Here is a 14,822-nt window from a genome sequence, read left to right on the forward strand (position 1 = left end):
GCGGATTTCACGCCTCGTTCCGACTGGCTCAGCCCGACGGTACGAGTAATAAATCATTACAACACAGCTACTTAATGACAATGCTGCATGTATACGGAAGCTGGCGGATAACGTGGTAGTGCTGCTCTGCAGGCGGCATCATAGCGCCGTGCACGAGGAGGGCTTCGGCCTCACGCTCGATGCGGAGGGCCAGCCGCGGTTCACGCAGCCGGGAGGTGCGCCTCTGCCTGCGGTGCCCACCGCTCCTGCCTGGACTGGCGTTCCGCTGGCGCCGACGGACGCGAAGCTTGCCGAGGACGGCATTGAAATCGACTCCGATACGTCGATTCCAAACTGGGACGGCGAGCGGCTTGACCTGCCCTATGTGATCGGTGTGGCGTGGAGGCCGGGGGACAGTCCGGGCGCGGAGGGAACTGCGGGGCCGTAGATGGGCTCTCCCACGAACGGCGGGAACGCTGCGCCGTGTCAGCCTAGGGCAGCGCGTAGACGACCAGCTGATCCGTAGCGGCTATCGCCACGTGCTGCCGGCCGCCGGCACGGTAGGTCATCGGATTGGCGTTGCCGCGGCCCGGCAGCTCCTCGACCCAGAGCTCGTGTCCGGTCTCAGCATCGAGCGCGCGGAAACGGTTGTCATCCGTCGCGGCGAGGAACAGCAGGCCGCTGCCGGTGACGATCGCCGCGGCCCGGCCTGGGCGGCCGGTCCGCTGCCGGTCCGCCGGAAGGATGTCCGTCACCCCGACCCGCTCCTGCCAGACAATGTCGCCGGTCGCGGTGTCGACGGCGATCAACTGGCCCCAAGGCGGCGCCTGGCACGGCATCCGGACGCCGTCGACGTTCACCTCGAAGCTGGCCGGCCGCGGCGTTTCCTTCCGGTAGGGCGAAGGCGCGTCCGGGTCGTCTTCGTCCACCATCCAGCCGAGGGCGCCGACGTCCATCGTGAAGACGAACGCGTAGCGGGTCGCCGGGTCGAACGCCACCCCGCCCCAGTTCGGGCCGCCGACCCCGCCCGGAAAGTTGAGCGTCGTGCGGGCCGGTCCGTCCGCGGTCCGGTACGCCCACGGCGTGAACGGTCCCTCGCTGACGATCTCGCCCAGGCTGTCGACCAGCGCCGCGCACGCCTCGGCATGCTCGGCCGACGTCATCTCCGCCGTCACCTGATCCGCCGGCGTGTAGCGCACGCGCCCCATCGGCGAGGGCTTCACCGGTATCGGCTGCGTCGCCGCGGTCGCCTCGCCCTGCACATCGCTCTGCGCCACCGCCTGCTCCTCGACACCGTAGATGGGCTCTCCCGTCTCGCGGTCCAGGAGGTAGAGGTAGCCGGACTTCGTCGTCACGCCGAGGGCCGGCGTCACCGTGTCGTCCGCCGCGGCGATGTCGAACAGCGCGGGTGGCGCGGGCGGATCGGCATCCCACAGGTCGTGGTGAATCGTCTGGAAATGCCACCGGTAGGCGCCGGTCTGCAGGTCGACGGCGACAACCGAGTTGCCGTAGAGGTTGTCGCCGGCCCGGTCGCCGCCGTAGTAGCCCGGAATGGGCGACGCGAGCGGCACGTAAAGCAGGCTCCGCTCGTCGTCCACGGTGAAGTAGAACGGCCAGGCATTCGCGCCGAGGCGATCCTGCCAACTGTCGCCCGCCCACGTGTCGTGCCCGGGCTGTCCCGGCTGCGCCACCGAGTCGAACTCCCACCGCTTGGCGCCGGTCCGCGCATCGAAGGCACGCGCGTTGCCGATGCCGCCAATCGTCCCGGCCGGCGTGTTGGCGCCGACCACGACCACGTCGTCATGCACGAGCGGCACCGAGTTGTAAGGCACGCCGATATCGATCGCGCCGCCGTCGCCGAAGCCGTCGGCCGGCTCGCCCGTCCCCGCATCGAGGGCGACCAGCGTCGTGCCGCCCGCCGTGAAGAGGATTCGGGGCGCGAGGGTTCCGTCACCCGGCCACCAGGCGACGCCGCGGCGCGAAGGCGCCCCCGCGGTGGTCATGTGCCGCCACCGTTCCTCCCCCGTCGCCGGATCGAGGGCGACGATGCGATCCGCCGCCGGGAGGTACATCACCCCGTCGACCACGATCGGCGTCACCTGCGAGTTGGGCCCGCGGTCATCCGGACCGCGGTTCTCGCGATGCAGGTCGTAGGTCCAGGCGCGGGCGAGGCTGCCGACGTTGGTGGACGTAATCTCGTCGAGCGGCGAATAGCCGGTTCCCGAGGGCGCACCGCGGTACATCGGCCAGTCGCCCACATCGAGGGCCGGCGTCGAGGCGGACAGCATCGCGGGAGCCGCCGTGTCGCCGGCCGCCGGCGGCTCGGAGGGCCCGCCGCCGCACTGTGCAAGAACCAGGGCCATCAGGACGCAGGTGAATCGGGTCGGTCGCATCGGTCGCATGGCGCGTCATCCCTCCTGCCGGAACCGTAAGGGGAGAGGCGTATTGTATGCTACGGGCAGTCTCGTTAGGCTCGATCTTGGTGAGGAGTTGACCATGCGCCAGCATCGCCAGACGCATATCGCGCTACCGCTCGCCATCGCCATCGCCGCCCTGGCGGCGGTTCCGCTCGCCGGGCAGTTCGGCGGCGGATTCGAGCTGACGGTGACCCCCGATCGGCTGATCAACGCGCAGAACGAGCCGCAGAACTGGCTGCTCATGAACGGCGACTACGGCTCGCAGCGCTACTCGAAGCTGGACCAGATCAATCGCGACAACGTCGGCAACCTCCGGATGGTCTGGGCCCTCGCCCTGGGCGGCATGCTCGGCACCGGCGCCAATGGTCCCGAGAACGAAGTCAACCCACTGATCGACAATGGCTTCATGTACACGACGGACGGCTGGGGCACCGTCTACAAGATCGACGCGCGCAATCACGACTTCGCGAAGTTCATCTGGACCACCGACCCGGGAGTCGACCAGGAGGATAACCGTCCCCGGACGCGCGGCATCGCGCTCTGGGAGGACAAGGTGATCCAGAACCTGCAGGACGGCCGGGTACTGGCCATGGACCGGGACGACGGCGAGATTCTCTGGGACGTCGAAGTGGCGGGCTTCACCGAATTCGGCCGCCGGGAACGGTTCCTCACCGCACCGCTCGTCGCGGACGGTAAGGTCCTAGTGCAGAACGGCGCGGGCGACGGCGGGACGCGCGGCTGGGTGGCGGCTCTCGACGTCAACACGGGCGAGGAACTGTGGCGGTGGTACACCGTCCCGGCCCCGGGCGAGCCGGGCAGCGAGACGTGGAAGGACGACCACAACGCGTGGAAGACGGGGGGCGGCGGCGTCTGGCAGACGGGCTCGTACGACCCGGAGCGCAACCTCTACATCTTCGGCACCGGCAACCCGTATCCGATCTACGACCCGGAATTCCGGCCCGGCGACAACCTCTACACCAACTCGGCGGTGGCCCTCGACGTAGCGACCGGCGAACGGCGGTGGCACTTCCAGTACACGCCGAACGACTCGTGGGACTACGACGAAGTGGGCGTGCACATGCTCTACGACACGGAGGTCGACGGCGAAATGCGCAACGTCGTGGCGCACTTCGCGCGCAACGGGTTCTTCTATTCGCTCGACCGCGACACCGGCGAGTTCATCAAGGGCCACCAGTACGTCAACGAGCTCAACTGGACCGCCGGCCTCAACCCGGAAACCGGCATGCCGCTGGAATACGACCCGGAACTCGATATCCAGATCTACAACGAGGAAGCGCGCGCGCTACGGGCCGACCGCGACGAAATGAAGCGAGCCTGCCCCACCTGGCACGGCGGCGTCGCGCACCAGCCGACCGCCTACAACCCGGAGAAAGGGATCGCCTACGGCGTCGGAACCGAAGGCTGCTTCTCGCAGACCGGCGCCGCTGTCGCCTCGGCCGGCCCCGAGGGGAACATCGACAACGAGGCGAGCGAACGTCGCGAGTATACGAGTGACCTGTACTACGGCTCGGTCACCGCGGTGCACGTCGATACGCACGAGGTGATCGCGAAGGCGGTGACCGAGATCGAGGTCCGGTCCGGCGCCATCGTCACCGCCGGGGGGCTCGTCTTCTCCGCCCTCCAGGACGGCTGGGTGGTCGCCTACAACGACGAGACGCTGCAGGAGCTGTGGCGCTTCAACGTCGGCACCCCCCTCAAGGGCGCGCCGGTCACCTACTCCATCGGACCGCGCCAGTACCTGGCGGTCCAGACGAGCGGACGGCATCTGCATCCCGTCAACTTCGACAACCTGCAGACGTCCAGCTATCTGTTCGTCTTCGCTCTGGACGAATAGGGACGGCGGCCGGTGCGCCGGCGTCCACGCCGGCAATCGCGAACCGTCGCCGCCGTTCCCCTACCGCGGGAACTCGTCCTGGCAGGAGTCGGCGTCCTCCCCCCAGAACTCGATGCATTCGTCGCGGTTCATCTCCCCCTGGCCGATTACCCTGGCCATGAGGAAGTCCGCTAGCCGCTGCACTTCCCGGTCCTGCAGCGTCGCGGGTGGCGCGAACAGACGCAGTCCCATCCGCTCCAGGTCGGCCATCGTCCGGCCCAGGCACCGGTCGTCCTGATACGCCCGCCGGTCGTAGGCCGGCATGTCGCGGCCCGGCAGTCCGCACTTGATGACGAAGACCAACTGATCCCGGTCGAGCGTGCTCATCCGCAGGTTCGCCCCGTCCGGCATCTGGTTGTTCATCTTCCGCCCGTCGCCCGCCCATCCGTGGCAGGCCTGGCAGTTCCCCTTGCCCTGATACAGCCGGCCACCGGCCGCCACGGTATCGGTCTGCGCCTCGGCGACGCCGGCCACGACCAGCACGCCGAGGGCCGCGATAATGCCGAGCGCTTTCACTCGCACGTCGAACCCTCCCGCACGCAGCCTGAGGCTACCACACGCCTCTCCCGCGGGATGCGGCTGGCGCATTCAGGACGTCGAAGACCGGTAACTCGCAGCGAAATGCAGCAACCGCTCGGCCGCATCGATAGCGGACGCAGCCTGCGCTTCGCCGTAAGACTCGGACGGCACGCCACCCGGCAATCCGTTCGGATAGCGCGTGGGGACGTAGTACTGATCCAGCAAGCCGGCGTCTCCCGACAGATCACCGAGCCCCGGCACGCGATCGGCGTACCGCTTGACCAGCTCCGCGATGGAGTGTCCGAGAACGACCCGTTCTCCCAAGCCGTAGGCAACCGCCTTGATCGCCATCTCTCCCGCCTGCTGCGCGTTGAAGCAGGCCTTGTGAGGGAACCCTGCTTCCAGCGCGAGCCGGGCGAACTTCAGGTCGTCCTCGGCAGTTCGACGCCAGCGCTCCGCCTCCGCCGCGCTATCCCACATCGATCGGTCTCGCCGATTCCAGGGCGTGCATGAGGAACGGTCGCTCCTCGGCCTTCAACCGTTCGAATTCCTCCGGCGTGTAGACGAACAGATCGACCGCCCCTTCGGCGGCAAGCAGCGCCGGCATGTAGTCGTGAAACCGGTCGACGAACGGCCGGTCCGAGGGTGCGACGACGATGACGTCGATGTCGCTCTCCGGCGCCGCGTCTCCCCGCGCCCGCGAGCCGAACAGATAGGCCGCCTGGGCAGCCTGCTGCACCAGCAGCGGACGCAACGCCGCGAGGAAGGCGTCAAGGTTCGCGGCCATTTCCCGATTGTAGTCCGGCTAGTCCTCCCCGATGCACCGGACCCTGACGCCGGGCAGGCGCAGCTTCTTCCAGACGGGATCCGCGGTCAGGGCCGGGATGCCCAGTTGCTTCGCCGTCGCGACGCACGCACGGCCGCCGAGGCCGATGGCGTGGCGCCGCGTGCGGCTGCGGAACTCGCCGCTCAGCACCGCGGCCGCCGTGTCGAAGGGGACGATTTCCAGATCGAAGCCATCGATCACGCCCGCGACTTCCCGCCTGGTCCAGCCGTCCTCGTCGAGGCGCGCCACCACCTCGCCGACGTTCACCGCAGACATCACCGCCTGTCCGCGCAGCGCCTCGTGGACCTCCCCGGCGCCGGTTTCCTCGTAGATCACGGCCAGCAGCGCCGACGCATCAAGCAGGACCCTCTCCCCCGCCACCGCCGCTTCCGCCATCACGGCTTCGCCTCCGCGCGCCGGTCGGCGATGAGTTGATCGACGACACTCCCGGAGGGCTTGCGTCCCTTCGACCGGCGCCGGGCAACCTCCTGGGCCTGCTCCACTGCGGCCTCCAGGGTCCTCACGACGACCCTGTCGCCGTCCAGACCGACCATCAGGGACTGCGCCCCGGTGATCCCCAGCGCCCGCCGAAAGGCGATCGGCAGCACCAACCGCCCGGCCTCGTCGATCGGCGCGCGTTCCCACTTAATGGTGGATATTGAACCTACTACCATAACTCCTCGTGTATACCATTATAGATGCAGAAATCCATTTAGGATAGATTAGGGTATCTAGCTGATCTAATGGTATGAATGGACTGGAATGGTATCTGCCCTCTTCGCCACCGTGTCGTTGCTGACCGCCCTGTTCCTGGGCGGTTGCTCGGGGTCTCCGACCGAGCCGACGGACGCGCTCGCGTTCACTTTCGACTTCCATCGCGGCCCGCAGGGATTCACCGCGGGCTTCGCCGACTATCCGGCCGCCGATGAGGAAATCTACGAGTTGACTTCCGGCTACCGAAGCCTCCCACCGCCGCTGGAATCGCAGTCCGGCCTGTTCATCTCCGGAATCAACCGGAGCGACGACCTCTTCATGTTCTTCAAGGGGCCCATCGACGATCTGCCGCCGGGCGCAAACTACAGCGTCACGGCAAGCGTGGAAATTGTCACGGAGACCCCGGCCGGGTGCGTCGGCGTCGGTGGCGCGCCGGGCGAAAGCGTCTGGATCAAGGCCGGCGCGACCGCGATGGAACCGCTCGCGGTCCCCAGCGGCTCGTACTTGCGCATGAACATCGATATCGGCAACCAATCCCGCGGCGGCGAACAGGCGGTTGTGCTCGGCGACGTCGCCAACTCCCGGCGCTGCGAGCAGTCACGCCAGTGGGAACGCAAGTCGTTCGAGGCCCGACCGCTGCCAGCCCCGATCTCCATCGCTCCTGACGGCCGGGCGTGGCTGCTCCTTGGGGTCGACTCCGGATTCGAGGACCGGACCGCCATCTACTTCACGCGAGCATCGGTCACCTTCACACCGATGTGACCAGCTCTCACTCGGCGCGAAGCGTCAGCATCGGGTTCACCCGAGTCGCCCGGCGCGCCGGCATGACGGTCGCGGCGGTGCTGACCACGCCGAGAACAACTACGACACCGGCGAGCGTCCACGCATCAAGGGCCTGGGCATCGGGCGTCAGGGACTGCAACAGGCCCGTGAAGAGCACGGCGCCAGCTACGCCGGCCAGGCCGCCCATGGTGGCGAGCACTATGCCCTGCCGCGTGAAGCGTGCCGTCACGCGGCCGCCCGGGGCGCCCAACGCCAGACGGATGCCGATCTCCCGCGTCTGCTGCGCCACGGCGTAGGCGACGAGCCCGTAGAGCCCGGCGGCCGCCAGGGTCAGGGCCATTGCGGCGAACAGGCCGAGCAGCAGGGTGCGGAAGCGCGTGGCCGCGACCGCACCACGCACTACCTCGTCCATCGTGCGAAAGGCCGTGATCGGAAGGAGCGGGTCGGCTTCCCGGATCACCCGCTCGACGGAGGGAATCACCCCGGCCTGCCCTTCCCGTAGGCGAAGCGCCCAGTTCACCTGAAAGAACTCGTGAACCAGCCCGAGCAGATCGTCCGGCACCTGCTCCACCGGCACGAACACCGTCGGCCTGGTGGCGGTGAGGCCGCGCGTCCGCACGTCGCCGAGCACGCCGACGATCTCGCGCTCCTGGTCGTCCTGCAGCATCGGCAGCAGCCGCGAACCGACCGCCGGCCGGCCGCCGCCGAACTCACGGACGTACGCCTCGTTAACCAGGGCCACTCGTGGTGCGGCGGCGCGGCGGTCGGCCCCGGTGAACCCGCGGCCGGTCACGAGGGGGATACGCAAGACTCGCAAGTAGTCTCCGGCGACGTAACGCCAGTCGACGGCCGTCACGTTATCGCTCCCGGGCGCCGCGCGCATCGGAACATTCAAACCCCGATCGACCGGCAGATTGTTCGTCGCCGCGGCGGATTCGACGCCGGGCACTCGGGCCAGCCCCGCCAGCGTGCTTCGATAGAGCGCCGACACGGCTTCCCCCGACTGATACGCGGGTCCCTGGAGCGAGGCGCGCGCCGTGAGCACGTTGGCGGGATCGAACCCCAGCTCCGATGATGTGAGTCCGACAAACGTCCGCAAGAACACGGCCGCCGCCGCGAGCAGCACCGTGCACAGGGCGACCTGGGCCACCACGAGCGACCGGCGCATCCAGGACCCGCCCGCCGCCGTCACGCTGCGCGACCGGTCACCGTGAAGCGCGTCCGCGAGCCCGCCGTGGACCGCCACCAGAGCGGGCAGCAGGCCGAAAACCACGCCGGTGGCGAGCGCGATTCCCAGCGATCCGAGGAGCACGGGCGTGTCGACGGCGATGTCCCAGATCGCGAGCCGCGGCTGCGTCGCGACGAGCCCCTGCACGCACGCGGTTGCGGCCAAGACGCCCACCGCGCCGCCCGCCGCCGACAACAGGACACTCTCGGTCAGGAGCTGCCGGAGCAGGCGGCCACGTCCTCCCCCGAGCGCGGACCGGACGGCCAGCTCCCGTCGGCGCCCCACGCTGCGCGCCAACTGCAGACCGGCCGCGTTGGCGCAGACGATCAACAAGACGGCGCCCACGGCAGCGGTCAGCGGCCAGACCATCCCGGCATGCTCCAAGGCCAGTACGTCCCGATAGGGTTGCACGCCCGGTCGCGGACCGTCGGACGCCGCGTCGGGCAACCGAAGGCGAAGGGACGCCGGGAGCTGGTCACGCAAGCTCACGGCCAGCGAACGGAGCTCTGCCTCGGCCTGCGAGACCGTCCACCCCGGCGCGAGTCGGCCGATCAGCCGGTAGTTACGATCGGTGCCGCGCGGGTCGGGACGGAACGGCGTCCAGGCGTCAGCCTCCTCGTTCGACCAGAAGCCGGCCGGCATGACCCCGATGACCGTGTGCGGCCGGCCCCCGAGCCGCACCACCTGCCCGACGATGTCCGGGTCGCCGCGGAAATGGCGGTTCCAGACGGCGTGGCTCAGCACGACCGTCGACGGATCGAATTCGTCGTCGCGCGCAAAGCCGCGCCCCAGCCGCGGCTCGGCCCCGAAGACCCGAAAGTAGCCGGCGGTCACCTCGAGGTTTCGGATGTAGGTCGAGCCGCGGTCGCTGACGAGGTTGACCCCGGGGCTGATCCCGATGCCGGCCACGGCCGCAAGTGCACGGCTGTGGTCGCGCGTGTACGCGACGGCCGCCTGGGGATGGATGGCGTTCAATCCGGATGGCCCATAGGTAACCACGCTGACGATGCGGTCCGGCTCGTCGAACGGCAGCGGCCGAACGTACATGGCGTTGATCATGCTGATCGCCACCGTCGTGGCGCCGAGACCCAGACCCAGCACGACCACGGCGGCGATGGTGAATCCCGGGTTCTTCGCCAGCGTGCGCGCGCCGACGCGGAGATCCTGACCGAGATCGGCGACGAGCTGCCCCCAGCGCCGCTGCCGTGCCCATTCCCGGTCGATCTTGACGCACGCCGCCTTCACGCGCGCGTAGTCGCCGAAGCGGCGCTCCGCTTCCGTCCGGGCTTCGGCCGGATCATGACCTTCCTGCACGAGCTGCTCGGTCAGCGCGTCGACGTGAAAACGGAGCTCGGCCTCAACGTCCGCGCGGACGTCTGGGCCCCAGAACCGGAGATACCGCCGCCACATCGGTGTGCGCGCCATCCGGGGACCTCCGCTACCCAGCCTCGGCCGCCTGCAGGACCTTGCCGATGGCCGCCGCGAACGCCGTCCAGCCTTCGGTCTCGCTCCGCAGCCGGGCGCGGCCGAGGGACGTCAGGCGGTAGAGTTTCACTTGCCTCCGGTTGTCCGAGATCCCCCACTCGGCCTCGAGCCAGCCGCGCCGCTCCATCCGGTGAAGGGCCGGGTAGAGCGAGCCTTCCTCCAACTGGAGGTGGTCGTCCGACGTTTCTTCCAGCCAGCGCGCGATGCCGAAGCCGTGGTGGCGCCCCCGGCTCAGCGCGGTGAGGATCAGCAGCTCGACCGTGCCGCGCAGCATCTCCGGATTTCGATTGGGCATCACTCGCGGCTCCTTCCCTAGAGTGTCTAGGCTAATGACCAGCATACGCGCACCTCACATAGACTGTCAATGTGACTCGGGCACGCGGGGCGCCGTACCGCAGGGCGGCCCGGACGCCAGGCGGGCGTCCTCATTAGACCGCCCCTCCGGGGTCATGCTTGAATACCGCCATGCAAACCGTAGGGCTTGCTCCGCGAAGCGGCTTCGCCGGTACCGAGCGCGTCGATCGATGGTGGATAGCGCCGGCGGCGACGGCATCCGGCCTTCTTCTCCTCTTCGGCTACCTGACGTTTCGCGCCTTCAACCCGGCCCACGTCTGGTTTGACCCCTACATCAGCCCGACCGTGGCTCCCCCGGTGTTCACGTCGCCATCCAGCTACCCGGGATCGGTTCCGGCGGAACTTGCCTGGCTGGGGGCGTTTCCGGCCTGGTGGCCGGCCTTCATCCCGCAGTCGCCGGCCTTCCTGCTCCCCTGGATGGCGCTCGCGTTCCGCGTGACGTGCTACTACTACCGGGGCGCGTACTACAAGGCCTTCTTCCTGACCCCGCCGTCCTGCGCCGTCGGGGGCGTGCCCCAGCAATACCGTGGCGAGACCCGGCTCTTCCTGATTCAGAACCTTCACCGCTACACGTTGTACGGCGCCCTCTTCCTCATCGTGTGCCTCTGGTGGGAGGGCCTCGCCGCGTTCTTCCGTGACGGCCAGTTCGGCATCGGGGTCGGCACGGTGATCATGCTCGTGAACGCGGCCCTGCTGTCGGGGTACATCCTCGGATGCCACTCGTGGCGTCACCTCGTCGGGGGACGGCTCGACTGCCTGACCTGCGACAGCGCAGCCTCGTCGCGCTATCGTCTCTGGAAGAGCTCGACCTGGTTCAACGTGCGGCACATGCTGTTCGCCTGGGTCAGCCTCGTCTGGGTGGTGTTCACCGATGTCTACATCTATCTGCTCTCGACGGGCGCCGTGCGGGATCTGAACACCTGGCAGTAGCCGAAACGCCGATAGGTTGCCGATGGCCCGCCCCCTGCTGAATCGCCTGCGTTGGGGGCCGGGAACCCAGTTCTGGTGCGCCGGGGGATGTTTCCTGCTCCTGGCGGTTTTTCACACCTGGCCGCTCGCGACGGGCACGGTATCGCCGACTCACGACGACGTATGGCTGAACGCGTGGGCCGTGGCATGGATTGCGCATCAGATTCCCCGCAATCCGCTGCAGTTGTTCGACGCCAACATGTTCTTTCCGCACCAGGGCACGCTGGTCTACACCGAGCCGCTGATCATCCCCGGCCTGATGGCGGCGCCGATTCTCTGGCTGGGCGGCTCCCCGCTCCTGGCGCACATGGTGCTCGTGCTGCTCGGCTACACGCTGACCGCCCTGGGCATGTACGTCCTCGTCAGGAAGTGGACCGGCGACTTTCGCGCCGGCCTGCTGTCGGGCGCGCTGTTTGCATTCTGCACGGAGCTGTTGATGCGAACGGCGCACGTTCAGGGGCTGCACATCTACTGGCTGCCATTGGCGTTTCTTGCGTTCCAGCGGTTGATGGCGCGCCGCCGCCCGCAGGACGCGGCCTGGCTGGGGCTCTGCGTGATCGGCGCGGCGCTGACTTCCGGCTACCTCGTGGTCTTCGTGTGCTTCGCGCTCGGCGCCGCCGCGCTGGCGCGGGTGACCGCGTTCCGGGAACGCGAAGGTGCTCGCCTGTTACTGCAACTGGGGGTGGCAGCGGCAGGGACCGTCGCGATTCTGCTGGCCGTGCTCTGGCCCTACGTACAGGCAGGACATGAACGACCTCCCGTTGCCGAGGCGGCTGATCTGGCGACGGCGTTGGGAAGCTACCTGGCGTCCGGCGCCGTGTTCCACCAGAGCTGGAGCGCCGACTACGCCCAGTCGTCGCCGCGCACCCTGTTTCCGGGAGTCGTGATGCTGGTGCTGGCGACCGCCGCCGCCTGTCAGCGCCGTCGCGTAGCGCCCCTCGGGGCCCGCCGGATGCTTCTGGCGACCGCCGCCGCCGGCTTCCTCCTGTCGTTGGGCTCGTTCACCCCGGTCTACACGTGGGCGTACGAGTTGGTCCCGCCGCTACGAGGCCTCAGGGCGGTCAGCCGTTTCGGCATTCTCCCGCTATTCGCGCTCGCGGCGTTGGCGGGCATCGGCCTGAGCGGGCTCAGGTGGCCGGTGTCGCCGCCGAGGCGGTCGCTGGTTGCCGTCGTCCTGCTCCTGCTGGCTACGGGAGAGAGCTTCCACGGTTGGGGCTCCGATCCGTGGAGGGACACGGCCGGGCGCATTCATCGGTTCCTGGCGACGTCGTCGTGGCCCGGCGCGGTCCTCGAGTTGCCGATCTACCAGCGGCGCTACGGGTTCCACAGGAACGCCCGGTATCTGCTGGCGTCAACCGTCCATTGGCGGCCGCTCGTGAACGGTTTCGGTGGCTTCGCGCCGTCGGATTTCGACGACAACGCCCACGTGGCGAGCGGATTCCCCTCGGTACTGACCGTGAAATGGCTTCAGGAAATCGGCGTCGGCTATGTCATCATCGACCTGGACCACTACGGCAACCGGATGCGGCGGAAGTTGAACGAACTGGATAAACGACGGGATCTGGCGCTCGAGGCCGTGGAGGGGTCGACCCGGCTCTATCGTGTCCGGCCCGACACGCCGCGGGCGATCGAGGCGCTGGCGCCCGTCCCGAACCTCTCCCAACTCCGCTTCGCGGGCGGTCCCGCGGAGGGAAGCATGCTGCGGGCGGCGCATGGACTCCGCCAGGCCTTTGGATTTCAGTCGCCGCGGCGCTTCATCGCGTACCTCGAGTCGACACGCGCCGACGCGCAGTTGGTGCTGCGATTTCCGGCGCCGATGTCCGGATGGTTCTTCGACGCCGCAACCGGCGAAGCGTTGCAGGAGGTGACGGTCAGGGCCAGCGCGGCCACCGATCCGCCGGCCAGCCTGTACCCGCCCGCCGGCCGCGCGGACCTTCTTCTCGACCTGCGCCCGCAAGCGTCCGAACCATGACGAAGGCTCCGGTGGGGAGCGTTCTGATCGACTTCGAACTGCTGGTCCTTCAGGCGAACATCCCGGTGGCGATTCTTCCCAGGTCCTGAATCGTGGCGTAGACCATCAGGGCCAGGACGAACGCCCAGCCCATGAGAGTGACCGGCGTCTGCAGGCGCGTGAGCGGCCGATAGACCTTCTCGAGCAGGCAGAACAGTATGCGGCCGCCATCCAGGGGAGGCAGCGGCAACAGGTTCAGCACCGCCAGGTTCAGGTTGATCCACACCGAGAAAGTCAGTAGCCCGACGGCGGTCGATCCGAACTCGGCGCCGCCGATCGCCACGATACCGACGATTCCGCTGATCTGGCTGGGATCGACGAAGAGGGTCGACACCGCGAACGCCAACAGTTGCAGGCTGCTCCACAACTGCGTCGTCGCGAAGACCGCCACCTTCGCCGGACTCAATCCGAATTCGACGACACCGAGTGCGAGCAGGCCAAAGAAGGCAGCGACGACGTTGGCGATGGGCCCGCCCATGGCGAACAGAATGCGACTGGCGGTCGGCCGCCGGCGGAACTCCCGTTCATCGAGGGCCGGCAGGACGTATCCGCCCAGCGGTACGGCCGAGATCCGGTAGAGGGTCCCTCCCCAGCGCCGGCCGGCCAACTTGCGTCCGAACCCGATGGAGAACTCCGCGATCGGAATCCTGCACAGCTTCGCCGCCAACAAGTGGCCGAACTCGTGTACGGCGATCAACGCGCCCAGAATGAGGACTACCAGCAAGTAGGACAGCATCCTCCGAGTATGTCACACCCCCTCTAGTGGAACCGCACCGAGTAGTTCAACCGGACGCCGCGACCCATCTCGGGGGCTAGATCCTTGATGAACGACGTGTGGTTGCGATAGAGCGCGTTCGTCAGGTTGTAGCCCGTGAACGACAGGATGTGCGCCGTGTACTGCCGTGGCCAGACGTACGACGCCCGCAGATTGACCACGGAATAGCCTTCGGTCTCGGTCTCGCCCCTGAACACGTCGGCCTGCCGCCCCGCGAACTCCACCTGCGGGCTCAGCGTGAACCCACCGTAGGGGATATCGAGGTTCACCGTGCCTCGCAGCGGCGGAATCCGTGGCAGCGCGTCGTTGGTCGTCGTCAGCCGCGCGTCGACGTACCCGAGGCCGAGTGTCAGCCAGGTCCGTCCAGCGAGACGGGTGCTGCCCCGCGCGTCGAAACCGGTGAAGCGGCTGTCGCCCTGCAGGTAGTTGAACACCGGCAGGTTATCGATCACCAGCCCGCTGTGGTTGCCGAAGATGAAGTTGTCGATGTTGTAGACGAAGAAGTTCAGGTCGGCGCGGACGCGGTCGCTTCGGTGACGCAAGCTCAAGTCCAGTCCGACGGTGGACTCGGGGTCGAGATCCGGGTTGCCGACGTCGAAGGAGAGCGTGCCGACGTGAGCGCCGAAGTTGTACAGCTCCTCGATGGCCGGGGCGCGGTAGGAGCGGGTCACGTTGGCAACCAGGGCGTTGCCGGCGCCGAGCTCCGCGTGGATTCCGACCGACGCTGACGCACCCACGAAGTCGCGGTCGCGTGGATCGGGCGCTTCAAGCGAGTGGCCGTGGTCGTCGTGGTCGTCGTGGTCGTCGTGGTCATCGTGATCGTCGTGATCGTCGTGATCGTCGTGATCGTCGTGATCGTCGTGATCGT

The 14,822-nt window shown here is 68.1% G+C and carries 15 protein-coding genes and 1 pseudogene; 5 read left to right on the forward strand and 11 right to left on the reverse strand.

Annotation, left to right across the window (positions count from 1 at the left end; translation table 11 throughout):
• Positions 1–148 precede the first annotated feature (148 nt).
• Positions 149–427, forward strand: a complete 279-nt coding sequence (locus F4Y45_09720) for a hypothetical protein (protein ID MXY24786.1) — start codon at positions 149–151, stop codon at positions 425–427.
• 43 nt (positions 428–470) lie between these two features.
• On the opposite strand, the gene F4Y45_09725 is transcribed toward F4Y45_09720, so the two are convergent.
• Complete coding sequence (locus F4Y45_09725; GenBank protein ID MXY24787.1) at positions 471–2,381, reverse strand: PQQ-binding-like beta-propeller repeat protein; 1,911 nt, start codon at positions 2,379–2,381, stop codon at positions 471–473.
• Here F4Y45_09725 and F4Y45_09730 point away from each other — a divergent pair.
• On the forward strand, positions 2,380–4,251 hold the full coding sequence (locus tag F4Y45_09730) for a PQQ-binding-like beta-propeller repeat protein (GenBank protein ID MXY24788.1): 1,872 nt from the start codon (positions 2,380–2,382) through the stop codon (positions 4,249–4,251). The genes F4Y45_09725 and F4Y45_09730 overlap by 2 nt on opposite strands.
• 60 nt (positions 4,252–4,311) lie before the next feature.
• Here F4Y45_09730 and F4Y45_09735 read toward each other — a convergent pair whose 3' ends face one another.
• From F4Y45_09735 to F4Y45_09755, 5 genes are read right to left on the reverse strand one after another with little or no spacing between them, the layout of a single operon-like run.
• Positions 4,312–4,878, reverse strand: coding sequence for a cytochrome c (locus F4Y45_09735; GenBank protein ID MXY24789.1), 567 nt, complete (start codon positions 4,876–4,878; stop codon positions 4,312–4,314).
• On the reverse strand, positions 4,879–5,289 hold the full coding sequence (locus F4Y45_09740; GenBank protein MXY24790.1) for a HEPN domain-containing protein: 411 nt from the start codon (positions 5,287–5,289) through the stop codon (positions 4,879–4,881).
• Positions 5,279–5,596 carry a nucleotidyltransferase domain-containing protein gene (locus F4Y45_09745; protein MXY24791.1) on the reverse strand — a complete coding sequence of 106 codons (318 nt, stop codon included), beginning with the start codon at positions 5,594–5,596 and terminating at the stop codon, positions 5,279–5,281. The genes F4Y45_09740 and F4Y45_09745 overlap by 11 nt, the downstream gene beginning before the upstream one ends.
• 18 nt (positions 5,597–5,614) lie before the next feature.
• Positions 5,615–6,031: a type II toxin-antitoxin system VapC family toxin gene (locus tag F4Y45_09750; GenBank protein MXY24792.1), complete on the reverse strand. Its 417-nt coding sequence runs from the start codon at positions 6,029–6,031 to the stop codon at positions 5,615–5,617.
• Positions 6,031–6,309, reverse strand: a complete 279-nt coding sequence (locus F4Y45_09755; GenBank protein ID MXY24793.1) for an AbrB/MazE/SpoVT family DNA-binding domain-containing protein — start codon at positions 6,307–6,309, stop codon at positions 6,031–6,033. Before F4Y45_09755 ends, F4Y45_09750 begins: the two co-directional genes overlap by 1 nt.
• An 88-nt stretch (positions 6,310–6,397) precedes the next feature.
• On the opposite strand from F4Y45_09755, the gene F4Y45_09760 reads away from it, so the two are divergent.
• The gene (locus F4Y45_09760) at positions 6,398–7,111 is read left to right on the forward strand and encodes a hypothetical protein (protein MXY24794.1); all 714 of its coding nucleotides are present in this window, start codon (positions 6,398–6,400) and stop codon (positions 7,109–7,111) included.
• Positions 7,112–7,118: 7 nt separating this feature from the next.
• Here the strand turns inward: F4Y45_09760 and F4Y45_09765 are convergent, their stop codons facing one another.
• The gene (locus tag F4Y45_09765; protein MXY24795.1) at positions 7,119–9,785 is read right to left on the reverse strand and encodes an ABC transporter permease; all 2,667 of its coding nucleotides are present in this window, start codon (positions 9,783–9,785) and stop codon (positions 7,119–7,121) included.
• Between the two features lie 13 nt (positions 9,786–9,798).
• Positions 9,799–10,140: a PadR family transcriptional regulator gene (locus tag F4Y45_09770; GenBank protein ID MXY24796.1), complete on the reverse strand. Its 342-nt coding sequence runs from the start codon at positions 10,138–10,140 to the stop codon at positions 9,799–9,801.
• A gap of 170 nt (positions 10,141–10,310) precedes the next feature.
• Here F4Y45_09770 and F4Y45_09775 point away from each other — a divergent pair, with 170 nt between their 5' ends.
• Together F4Y45_09775 and F4Y45_09780 are read left to right on the forward strand one after the other, a co-directional pair.
• Positions 10,311–11,129, forward strand: a complete 819-nt coding sequence (locus tag F4Y45_09775) for a hypothetical protein (GenBank protein MXY24797.1) — start codon at positions 10,311–10,313, stop codon at positions 11,127–11,129.
• A 22-nt stretch (positions 11,130–11,151) separates the two neighbouring features.
• Positions 11,152–13,140, forward strand: coding sequence for a hypothetical protein (locus F4Y45_09780; protein MXY24798.1), 1,989 nt, complete (start codon positions 11,152–11,154; stop codon positions 13,138–13,140).
• Between the two features lie 49 nt (positions 13,141–13,189).
• Here the strand turns inward: F4Y45_09780 and F4Y45_09785 are convergent, their stop codons facing one another.
• From F4Y45_09785 to F4Y45_09795, 3 genes and pseudogenes are all read right to left on the reverse strand, one after another.
• The gene (locus F4Y45_09785; GenBank protein ID MXY24799.1) at positions 13,190–13,915 is read right to left on the reverse strand and encodes a site-2 protease family protein; all 726 of its coding nucleotides are present in this window, start codon (positions 13,913–13,915) and stop codon (positions 13,190–13,192) included.
• A gap of 23 nt (positions 13,916–13,938) precedes the next feature.
• Positions 13,939–14,691, reverse strand: coding sequence for a TonB-dependent receptor (locus F4Y45_09790; protein ID MXY24800.1), 753 nt, complete (start codon positions 14,689–14,691; stop codon positions 13,939–13,941).
• A gap of 41 nt (positions 14,692–14,732) precedes the next feature.
• Positions 14,733–14,822 (reverse strand): annotated as a pseudogene (locus F4Y45_09795) (sulfocyanin).

Source organism: Acidobacteriota bacterium, assembly GCA_009838525.1.
Classification (GTDB): Bacteria; Acidobacteriota; Vicinamibacteria; order Vicinamibacterales; family UBA8438; genus VXRJ01.